The organism is Erythrobacter cryptus DSM 12079 (assembly GCF_000422985.1).
GTDB classification, from domain to species: domain Bacteria; phylum Pseudomonadota; class Alphaproteobacteria; order Sphingomonadales; family Sphingomonadaceae; genus Erythrobacter; species Erythrobacter cryptus.
Genome location: NZ_AUHC01000027.1, coordinates 1 through 10,278 on the forward strand (window position 1 = coordinate 1; position 10,278 = coordinate 10,278).

General features: G+C 63.1%; 11 protein-coding genes and 1 pseudogene. 7 read left to right on the plus strand and 5 right to left on the minus strand.

Annotation, left to right across the window (positions count from 1 at the left end):
- Positions 1–314 (plus strand): plasmid pRiA4b ORF-3 family protein (locus tag G524_RS15890; RefSeq protein ID WP_036857888.1); only part of this gene is annotated, 314 nt, incomplete at its 5' end.
- Here the strand turns inward: G524_RS15890 and G524_RS16715 are convergent.
- The 3 genes from G524_RS16715 to G524_RS0111900 are packed head-to-tail and all read right to left on the minus strand — an operon-like array spanning position 311 to position 1,298.
- Positions 311–541 carry a YnfA family protein gene (locus G524_RS16715; protein ID WP_084625176.1) on the minus strand — a complete coding sequence of 77 codons (231 nt, stop codon included), beginning with the start codon at positions 539–541 and terminating at the stop codon, positions 311–313. The genes G524_RS15890 and G524_RS16715 overlap by 4 nt on opposite strands.
- Positions 538–888, minus strand: coding sequence for a DUF3147 family protein (locus tag G524_RS0111895; protein WP_027443898.1), 351 nt, complete (start codon positions 886–888; stop codon positions 538–540). Before G524_RS0111895 ends, G524_RS16715 begins: the two co-directional genes overlap by 4 nt.
- On the minus strand, positions 885–1,298 hold the full coding sequence (locus tag G524_RS0111900) for a MerR family transcriptional regulator (RefSeq protein ID WP_027443899.1): 414 nt from the start codon (positions 1,296–1,298) through the stop codon (positions 885–887). Before G524_RS0111900 ends, G524_RS0111895 begins: the two co-directional genes overlap by 4 nt.
- Positions 1,299–1,367: 69 nt before the next feature.
- Here G524_RS0111900 and G524_RS0111905 point away from each other — a divergent pair, with 69 nt between their 5' ends.
- The 6 genes from G524_RS0111905 to G524_RS16895 all read left to right on the plus strand — a co-directional run bounded on the left by G524_RS0111905 (position 1,368) and on the right by G524_RS16895 (position 9,546).
- On the plus strand, positions 1,368–2,000 hold the full coding sequence (locus G524_RS0111905) for a cation efflux transmembrane domain-containing protein (RefSeq protein WP_027443900.1): 633 nt from the start codon (positions 1,368–1,370) through the stop codon (positions 1,998–2,000).
- The gene (locus G524_RS0111910) at positions 1,997–2,347 is read left to right on the plus strand and encodes a DUF3703 domain-containing protein (RefSeq protein WP_027443901.1); all 351 of its coding nucleotides are present in this window, start codon (positions 1,997–1,999) and stop codon (positions 2,345–2,347) included. The genes G524_RS0111905 and G524_RS0111910 overlap by 4 nt, the downstream gene beginning before the upstream one ends.
- Before the next feature lie 446 nt (positions 2,348–2,793).
- Positions 2,794–4,029 carry a TolC family protein gene (locus G524_RS0111920; protein WP_027443902.1) on the plus strand — a complete coding sequence of 412 codons (1,236 nt, stop codon included), beginning with the start codon at positions 2,794–2,796 and terminating at the stop codon, positions 4,027–4,029.
- Complete coding sequence (locus tag G524_RS0111925) at positions 4,026–5,264, plus strand: efflux RND transporter periplasmic adaptor subunit (RefSeq protein ID WP_027443903.1); 1,239 nt, start codon at positions 4,026–4,028, stop codon at positions 5,262–5,264. The genes G524_RS0111920 and G524_RS0111925 overlap by 4 nt, the downstream gene beginning before the upstream one ends.
- Positions 5,265–5,281: 17 nt before the next feature.
- Complete coding sequence (locus tag G524_RS15895) at positions 5,282–8,431, plus strand: efflux RND transporter permease subunit (protein WP_051221206.1); 3,150 nt, start codon at positions 5,282–5,284, stop codon at positions 8,429–8,431.
- Positions 8,432–9,141: 710 nt separating this feature from the next.
- Positions 9,142–9,546, plus strand: coding sequence for a hypothetical protein (locus G524_RS16895; protein ID WP_156894088.1), 405 nt, complete (start codon positions 9,142–9,144; stop codon positions 9,544–9,546).
- A 72-nt stretch (positions 9,547–9,618) separates the two neighbouring features.
- Here G524_RS16895 and G524_RS0111935 read toward each other — a convergent pair whose 3' ends face one another.
- Together G524_RS0111935 and G524_RS17010 are read right to left on the minus strand one after the other, a co-directional pair.
- Positions 9,619–9,996 (minus strand): hypothetical protein, encoded by a 378-nt coding sequence (locus G524_RS0111935; protein ID WP_027443904.1) that lies wholly within the window; start codon positions 9,994–9,996, stop codon positions 9,619–9,621.
- A pseudogene (locus tag G524_RS17010) lies at positions 9,993–10,278 on the minus strand (recombinase family protein); the annotation flags it as partial. The gene G524_RS0111935 and the pseudogene G524_RS17010, both read right to left, overlap by 4 nt.

Here is a 10,278-nt window from a genome sequence, read left to right on the forward strand (position 1 = left end):
ATTTCGGCGATTACTGGGAACACAGTTTGATCATCAGGGATGTCCGAGCTGGGGATCGCTCCACGGCATATCCGCGTTTCATCGCCGGTGAGCGCAACTGCCCTCCCGAGGACTGCGGCGGCATCCCGGGGTTCTACGAAATGCTCGAGGCGAGAAACGATCCGGACCATCCAGATCACGCCGATGTCAGCGAATGGCTCGACGACTACGATCCAGACGAACTCGATGTCTTCCCGATCAACGGCATCCTCGGCCGGATCGCCGCTCGTCGTAACGCCGCAGCAAAACGCATCATCAAACCCAGTGACCGCTAACTGAAACGGGTGCGGCCTTCACCGGATGGATACGCAAAGGCTCGCCCGGCGGCTTCCGCTTCTACCCTGGTCAGGGCGTAGGCAAAGACGACCAGTGACAGGATCCCGGCGGCCAGCCAGACCGGCGATCGCTCGAGCCGAAGGACTGCCCAGAAGGCAAAGCAACCGGCGATCTCGGCGATTGCCGCGAGAACGTACCAGGCAATTGTTGGGAGAGGCGCTGTCACAGCCGGATATCCCAACGAGCGAGTACCGCCGCCATGCCGACGTACAGGACGATGGTTAGGACGCAGCCGGCCGCGAGTGTGGGCCAGAATGCGAAGCCGCGCTTGAGCAGAACAGGGATCAGCAGGAACATCGGCAGGCTCGGAAGAACGTACCAGAATGTGGCCTGCGAATAGCTGGCCATGCGCGCGGCGTCGCCAGTGTCTCGCCAGAGCCAGATCATGCTGAGCAAGGCGACAAGCGGGAGCGATGCCAGCAATGCGCCTAGTCCAGCGCTCCGCCGCGCGACTTCGGAAACCACGACAATGATGATCGCCGTGATTGCGGTTTTGACGACCAGATAGATCATTCGTGGTCTCCGTTGCACATGGTGTGGTCCCCGAGGGCCTCGATCACGCGGCAATCGGCGGCAAGTCCGCCCCGGCAGCGACCGATGATGCGCGATAGTTCGTCGCGCAGGGTGACGAGCTGGCCGATCTTTTCTTCGACTTGCGTCAGATGCCGGGTGGCGATCCTATCGGCCTCCGAGCACTCGCGCTCGGGATGGTCGGCCAGATCGAGCAGCGAGCGCACTTCCTCGATGGTGAAGCCCAACTCGCGTGAATGACGGACGAAAGCGAGCCGCGTGCGATGCGCTTCGCCATAGGAGCGATAATTGCCCGCAGTCCGGGCCGGTTCGGGCAACAAACCGATCCGCTCGTAATAGCGGATCGTCTCGATGTTGGTGCCGGTCGCCCTGGACAGTTCGCCGATTTTCATCGCTTGACCCTGTAGTTGCTACAGGGTGCATATAGAGGGCCGACTCGAACGAACCAAGGAGTTTCGGCCATGGCGGACAGTTGCTGCGCCAGTTCCTGCAGTGACGACACCGCGCGCAATGATCCTGCGTGGCGCAGGGCGTTGTGGATCGCGCTCGTCGTCAATGCCGTGATGTTTTTCGTCGAGATCATCGCGGGTGCCGCATCGGGATCCCGCTCGCTACAGGCTGACGCGCTCGATTTTCTGGGCGATGCCGCAAACTACGCGATCAGCCTTGGCGTCGCCGGAATGGCGCTTGTCTGGCGGGCGCGGACCGCGCTGGTCAAAGGGCTGACCATTCTGGCCTTTGCACTCGGGGTGATGGTCTCGGCGGTCTGGGGCCTTGTTGCTGGAACCCAGCCCGATCCTTGGGCGATGACAGGCATCGGCGCTCTCGCGCTGGTGACGAACATCTCGGTGGCGCTCCTGCTCTATCGTTTCCGGTCGGGTGACGCCAACATGCGATCAGTCTGGGTCTGCTCGCGCAACGATGCGATCAACAACCTGCTGGTGATTGGCGCGGGCTTCGTGGTGCTGTGGACGGGCAGCGGCCTCCCCGACCTCGTCGTCGCGCTCATCATGGCGCTTCTCGGGCTTCAAGGTGGATGGCAGGTGGTTCGGCAGGCTCGATATGAACTTGCGGCAAGAGGGGTTCCGGTATGAAGCAGCTCGAAACCGCATATTGGGCGGAGATCGGTGCTTTCCGGCAAGCGAGGGCTGGCCAGGACGCGGCCGATGCCTGGCACTATCTGGAACGCGCGCATATCCTTTCTCAGCAGATCCTGCGGCTTCATCTCCATGCCCATGCGCTCATGCTAACCTTTGCCATATCCCGGCGCGAATGGCGGGAGGCGCGCGGACAGGTGCTGCGTCTGATGCTTGCGCCCCTCGGCGCTCTGCTGGGGCGGATCCCACTTGGAAACACCGGGCGAGCAGCGGTCAGTGCCTTCGTGACCATGCCCATACCGGAGGAGCTTCGTCATGCTCTGGGCCAGGAACAGTGCAAGTGATGCGCTTGCTGCTGCTGTATTGCCCTGCTAGGTGGGCACTATGAGGGGCATTGTTCTCCAGTTCCTGATTCTTTTCTCGGTGCTTTGCGCCGGTTTTCATGCGCCTGCTGCGGCGCATGGGGACGATCACGATCATGGTCAGGCCAGTGTTCTTGTGGCTGATGCGCTCCATGCTGATGCCCACGAAGATTTCTCAGACAATTCATCCTCTGATCCGTCGCAGGAGATCTTCCATCATCACCATTGTCCGGCAGCGATGATGGTCGGATGCGGGTATAATGTAGACGGACCTTACGCGAACCGAGACAAGCTCCGTCCGGGCGAGGTCACAGATCTCCTGTCACGAGCATCGGCACCACCGATCGAGCCCCCGCTAGCCTGAAACCTGCCACTTTGGCGGGCGTCTTTCTTCGCCCGCGATTGCCAAGTGTTTCAGGAGTTGTCCCATGTCATTGACGTTGCGCGTCGGCCTATTGGCCGGATTGGCGCTGGCCTTGCCCATAGCGGCAAGTGCGGAACCTGTAAGTCTGGACGAGGCCGTCCGCCGCGCCATTGCGGCGTCGCCCGTGATCGAGGCCCAGGAGGCAGGCATCCGGTCTGCAAGGGCGGGGCGCAGCCAAGCCGATGTTCGGCCCAATCCGGTCCTGTTGGTCGAGGCCGAGAACATCGCCGGCACCGGCGCCTATGATGTCTATCGGCAGGCCGAGACGACCGTCACATATACCCAGACCATCGAACGCGGGGGCAAGCGCGATGCGCGGATCGCCTATGCCGATCGCGACATCGGTGTTGCCGAAGCCTCGGCGCGCCTCGCCCGGCTCGACCTTGCCGAGGCGGTGCAACGCGCATTCATCGACCTGCAGATCGCCGAGGAAGTTGTCTGGCTTGCCGAACGACGCCTCGAAACCGAGCGCGCCATGCAGACCGAAGCCCTGCGCCGGGTACGCGGCTACAAGGATCCGCTCTTCGTCGAAACCCGCGTCGAAGCCCGTTTTGCCCAGGCACGGCTTGCGCTCGACGAGGCTCGGTCCCGCCGCAACGCCGCTCGCGCGAGGTTGGCCTCGTTCTGGGGCGGAAAGGCAGAAGACGTCGAGGTGCCGCGCGGGATCGAGAAGCCTGATGATCATCTGCACCAGTTGGCTGCGGCCGACAGTGCGCTTGCGTCTGCCACGGTGGAACGGGCGCAGGCGGCGGTCGTGGTCGAACAGACCCGCGGCGTGCAGGACTACACGGTGAGCGTCGGCGTGCGGCATCTGCGCGAGACGGGCGATGTCGCACTGGTGGCCGGAATCTCGATTCCACTCGGCCGTTTCGACCGCAATCGGGGCAACATCGAGCGAGCGCAGGCCGAACGGCAGCGCATCGAACTGCTGGCCGAAGCGGCCCGCCTTGACCGCCTGCGTCAGTTGGCCTCGCTCAGGGCTGAGGCGGATGCCGCCCGGATGCGCGCCGACGGGATTATGCAGGATGTCTATCCCAAGGCGGTCCGCACGCTCCAGCAGATCCGCGAAGGCTACAATCGCGGCGGTTTCCGTTTCAGCGATGTGCAGGACGGTGCCGACGCCATCATCGAGGTTCAGTCGCAGTGGGTCGAAGCAATGACCCGTTACCGCGACATCCAGTCCCAGATCGACCGGCTGACCGGACGCTTCGACGTCGTCGCCGGGGAGGAAGTGCAATGAGGAATATCCGTTCTACCGCCGCTATTGCGGCACTCGCACTCGCCCTTCCGCTTGCCGCCTGTGGTTCGGATCCGGCACCAACGGAACATGGCGAGGAGGGAGGCGAAGCCAAGAAAGGCCCCAATGGCGGGCGCCTCCTCAAGGATGGCGATTTTGCCGTCGAGGTCACGGTGTTCGAAACTGGGCAGGAGCCGCAGTTCAGGGTCTATGCCACGCGCGGCGGCGAACCGGTCGATCCGGGGACCGTGCAACTGACCATGACGCTCCGGCGACTGGGTGGCGAGGTCAACACATTCGCCTTCAAGCCCGAAGGCAAGTTCCTTGCCGGGCAGGGCGTGGTCGAGGAGCCCCACAGCTTCGACGTCGAGGTGGTCGCGACCGAAAACGGCAAGCGACACGTCTGGAAATACGCCAGTCCCGAAGGCCGCACCCGTATCGACGCAGAAGCGGCCAAGGCAGGCGGTATCGAAATAATGATAGCAGGTCCGGCGACGATCGTCGAGACACGCGAACTGTTCGGCACCGTCGCACTCGACCCATCTGCCCGTTCGGAAATCCGCGGCCAGTTTCCGGGCCGCGTGGTCAGCGTGACCAAGGACGTGGGCGACTATGTCCAGCGGGGGCAATTGCTGGCGCGCATCGAGTCAAGCGAGAGCCTGCAAGTCTATCCGGTCTATGCGACCGTCAGCGGCGTGGTCGCCGAACGCAATGGCAACCCCGGCGATGTGACCGGCGACCGCGCGCTCTATGTCATCACCGACCCGGCCCAGACCTCGGTCATCTTCAATATCTTCCCCAAGGATCTGGCGGTGATCCAGCCCGGCATGCGGGTGGAAATCGAAGCCATGGACGGCACGCCCGTCGCGGCGAGCCAGCTCGGGGACTACCTGCCTGAAGGCAATGCCGAGGCCGGAACGGCGCTGGTGCGAACCTCTGTCCCCAATCGGGCGGGGCGACTGCGCGCCGGCATGGCCCTGCGCGGCAAGGTGGTGGTGAATGCCGTCACCGTGCCACTGGCTGTGCGGACCGAAGCCATCCAGCCGTTCCGTGACTTCAAGGTCGTCTTTGCCAATTTCGGCCAGGACTACGAAGTTCGCATGCTTGAGCTGGGGCGCTCCTCGCCTGAGTGGACTGAAGTGCTGAGAGGCATCAAGCCGGGTACGCCTTACGTCGCCAAGGGCTCCTTCCTGATCCGCGCCGACATCGAGAAGTCGGGCGCGAGCCATGATCATTGAGCGGGAGAGAAAGCGCCATGCTTGCCCGTATCATCGGCTTTTCGATCCGCCAGCGCTGGTTCGTGCTCGCGGTTGTCGCCCTGTTATGTGTCATCGGCGTGTGGAGCGCGACCAAGCTGCCCATCGACGCCGTACCCGACATCACCAATGTCCAGGTCCAGATCAACACCGAGGCCGAAGGCTATTCCCCGCTCGAATCCGAGCAGCGCATCACATTTCCCATCGAGACGGCCATCGCTGGCGTTCCGGGCCTATCCTACACGCGCTCGATCTCGCGCTATGGGCTGAGCCAGGTCACGGTGGTATTCGAGGACGGCACCGACACCTATTTCGCCCGCCAGCAGGTCAACGAGCGCCTGCAAGCGGTCAGGTCGCAACTGCCGACCGGGATCGAACCTGAAATGGGACCGATCGCCACCGGGCTCGGTGAAATCTTCATGTTCGCGATCGAACCAAAGCCCGGCGCCACCAAACCCGATGGCAGTCCCTGGACGGCAACCGATCTCAGAACCCTGTCCGATTGGGTGGTGCGGCCGCAGATGCGCACCATTCCCGGCGTGGCCGAGGTCAACACCATCGGCGGCTACGAACGGCAATACCATGTCACGCCCAATCCGGCCCAGCTGGCCGCGCTCAGTCTGTCACTGAACGATCTTGTCGAGGCGCTGGAACGCAACAACGCCAATCGCGGCGCGGGCTATGTCGAGCGCGGCGGCGAGCAGATCCTGATCCGCGTTCCCGGGCAGGCGGCTAATGAAGCAGACCTCTCGCAGATCCTCGTTGCGACCCGCGGCGGCGTGCCGATCCGCGTCGGCGATGTGGCCGAAGTTGTGATCGGGTCCGAACTGCGCACCGGCGCGGCAACCGAGAATGGCAAGGAGATCGTGCTCGGAACGATCTTCATGCGGACTGGCGAAAACCCCCGGATTGTTGCCCAGGCTGCTGCGGAGAAGCTCAAGCAGGCGACAGCATCGCTGCCCGCAGGCGTGGTGGCGCACCCGCTTTATGACCGCACCAAATTGGTCGACCGCACGATCGCTACTGTCGAGAAGAACCTCACCGAGGGTGCATTGCTCGTGATTGTGGTCCTGTTCCTGCTGCTCGGCAATTTCCGGGCGGCTCTGATAACTGCTGTGGTGATCCCGATCGCCATGCTCATGACGCTGACCGGCATGCTGGCAACCCGAACCTCCGCCAACCTGATGAGCCTGGGTGCGCTCGACTTCGGGCTGATCGTCGATGGTGCGGTCATCATCGTCGAGAACTGCCTGCGACGATTGGGCGAAGCCCAGCATCGAATGGGGCGCTTGCTCGATCGCGACGAGCGGTTTGGCCTCGTGGCCAAGGCGAGCGCTGAAGTCATCCGCCCCTCGATCTTCGGCATCATCATCATCACCGCAGTGTATCTGCCGATCTTCGCACTTGAAGGTATCGAGGGCAAAACCTTCCATCCCATGGCGATCACCGTCGTACTGGCCCTGACGGCGGCGCTTATCCTCTCGCTGACGCTTGTGCCTGCTGCCGTTGCCATCTTCGTCACCGGCAAGGTGGAGGAAAAGGAAAACCGCGTAATGCTCTGGATGCGCGAGCGGTACGCGCCGCTCCTCGACAAGACCTTGGCTCGGCCGAAGCTCGCTGTTGCCTTAGCCGTCCTGCTTGTCACCCTCAGCGCTGCGGGAGCAACACGGCTAGGGTCGGAGTTCATTCCCAATCTCGATGAAGGCGACATTGCGATGCACGCGCTGCGTATTCCGGGCACCAGTCTTGGCCAGGCAGTGCAGATGCAGGAGTCACTGGAGAAACGTATCCGGCAGTTCCCGGAGGTGGAGCGCGTCTTTGCGAAGATCGGTACGGCCGATGTCGCGACCGACCCCATGCCACCATCGGTCGCGGACAATTTCATCATGCTCAAGGACAGGAGCGAATGGCCCGACCCGCGCAAGCCGCGTGACCAGCTTGTGGCCGAACTGAACAAGGCGGTGTCGGAGATTCCCGGGAACAACTACGAGTTCACCCAGCCGGTGCAGATGCGCATGAACGAGTTGATCGCGGGCGTGCGCGCCGATGTGGCGATCAAGCTGTTCGGCGACGACCTCGAGCAGCTGCTAAAGAGCGGCGATGCCATCAACGACGTGGCGGCGTCTATCCCCGGGGCTGAGGATGTGAAGCTCGAGCAGGTCACGGGCCTGCCGATGCTCTCGGTCACACCGCGCCGTGACATGCTCGCACGCTATGGCATCAGCATGGCCGAGGTTCAGGATGCCGTGGCCACGGCAACTGGCGGCCGCAAGGCGGGCGAGGTGTTCGAGGGCGACCGGCGCTTTGCCGTCGTCGTGCGCCTGCCCGAATCGCTGCGAACCGACCTGCCGGCACTCGGCAATCTGCCCGTTCGGCTTGCAGCTGGCGGGACAGTCCCGCTGTCGCAGCTGGCTGACATCTCACTCTCGACCGGACCCAATCAGATCAGCCGTGAGAACGGCAAGCGCCGCGCCGTGATCACCGCCAACGTGCGCGGCCGGGATCTGGGATCTTTCATCACGGAGCTGCGTGAGAAGGTCGGCGCCGAAGTCGAACTGCCGACCGGCTACTACGTTGAATACGGCGGCACGTTCGAACAGCTCCAGTCGGCCAAGACACGGCTGCAGGTGGTCGTACCGCTTGTGCTGCTGCTGATCTTCGGGCTGCTCTTCACCCTGTTCGGATCGACCAAGGATGCGGCTATCGTCTTCTCGGGCGTGCCGCTCGCATTGACTGGCGGGGTGGCGGCCCTGGCATTGCGCAGTATCCCGATGTCGATTTCCGCCGGGATCGGGTTCATCGCCTTGTCGGGTGTTGCGGTGCTCAACGGTGTCGTCATGCTGTCCTTCATACGCGACCTGCGCGAACGCGGATCGGGAGTGCTGGAGGCAGTGCGCGAGGGCGCTCTCACACGCCTGCGGCCTGTGATGATGACGGCTCTCGTCGCATCGCTCGGCTTCGTGCCGATGGCGCTCAACGTCGGAGCCGGTTCGGAGGTGCAGAGGCCACTCGCGACTGTCGTGATCGGTGGGATAATCTCCTCGACGATCCTCACATTGTTGGTGCTGCCGGCGCTCTATCGGCTAATACATGGGCGCGCGGATGGAACGGAGATCAAAGTCGTCGAAGGCGTCACTCAAGGGGCATGAAAGTACTCGCTGATCATCCCGCCAATGATATGAGGGTGGCATCGTGGACCCGGAGCAGCTGACCATAATGGGGTATCCAGCTACCCTGCAGTGCTCGCGAAAGCGGCGAGCAGAGTGACGCAACAGCGCCCCCAGCAAGCCTTCAGGTTCGGCGCGCTTCGTAATATTCAGCCCGGCTGAGACGTCGCAAGAATTTGGCTTGACCCCTGCGGTATCGGACGCGCCTTGGTAAGATTGTAAACCATAATTTATGTTGCAGAGAAGGTTGGATCCGGGTCGACTTCCCACCGCCAATCCATCAGTCACAAACCTTCAGCAGGGCGCTGGATAAGCCCGATTTTCCCGTTGTTTCAAAGGGATTTGGCTGGCCTGAGCGAACCTCGGAGACTGGCCTTCTGGCGCTCGGCGGTCTCTGAATGGCCTTTCGTCTCTATCCAAGCGAACCTCGCGTCAATCGGTTCGGTTGAAGAAGATCAAGCAATTTCAGCCTATTGCCTTGCTTGACCAGCCAGCCGGTTTGCGCCGTTTCCTTCGCCTCAAATGCGCGCGCTGAGACAACCCCAGATAGGCGTGCTGCCCCGCATCGCCACGAGATGATGCGCAGCGCCAAGCACCTCAGGATTGCCGTTCGGCGGTGTTCATCCTGATTTCAGACAGCTCTTGGCATTCATACCGGCAAAATGATCGCTCAAGCAAGGGAGGCATCCGCCATGAAAACCATCACTCTTGCCGCAGCATCTCTTGCCACGGCGCTGGTGCTGGCTGCTGGTAATGCAGCTGCCGCCAATGACCGGCCCAGCAACCGTGGCTATGAGGTCGGTGCTGGCGGCGTGGCGCGACTGGCAAATGACGCTGGAACGCAAGACGAGACGACGCCTGCGGATCAGGCAGCGGGGGTTGACACGCAAGCGCAACGCCTCGTGATCAAGACCAAGAGCAGCCCGCCGGTTGCAGAGCCGATTGGCGTCAACGAGCCAGGGGTGAACCGTGCTGCGCCCGCCCTCGCTGCCGGAACTGACACGGGTCAACAAACGGACCGTGCAGAAGGTGAAGACGCAAAGGTGACAACGCCGTCAGGCAACACGATAGTCAGGAGTATTCGTAAGCCCCACTGACTGGCCTTGGCAGCGCTGGCTCTGCCTTTGAAGCGCGCTTTTCGTGAGGCTGGTGCCAGGCAGCGCTTTCTTCTACCCCGCCACCGCTTCGATCTGCTCCGTCCACGGCCGGTCGGCAAGGGCGATGAGGTCGGCAAGCGACAGCGCCGGTGGCACGCGCCTGATGGCCAGGTGTTCGAGCACCTCCGGCGACAGATAGGCGAGCCGCACCAGGCGGCCGACATAGCGGTCGGAGAGCTTCTCGGCCGCGGCGATGTCGTGGATGGTGGAAGCGGCACCCGATTCCAGCTGCCATCGCCAGCGCCATGCGCGGGCGATGGCCTTCAGGACATGCGGGTCCACGCCGCCCGTGTCCGGCACCAGATCGTCGGGCGGGAGAATCTTCGGCCGCCCATTGCGTTTGCGGATCGTGAGCGGAATGACGATGCGGATGGTGGCCGGATCGCTCATGCGGCAAGCTCCCGTTCGGCTGCGAGCATGTCACGGACCACCGCGCCAAGCCCGTCGCTGCGCAGGTCGATGGCGATGCCCTCGCGGCCAACGGTGACCCGCTCGACCAGAAGCTGGACGATGCGGGTCTGCTCCGCCGGATAGAGCGCCGCCCAGAGCTGGTCGAATTCGCCGAGCGCCTGGACGACCGCCTTCTCATCGACCGTCGGACTCTCCTCGCGAAGGGTCTTGATCGTTCGAGCCGCGATCTCGGGCGCGCGGATCATGCGGCGGATTTCGCCG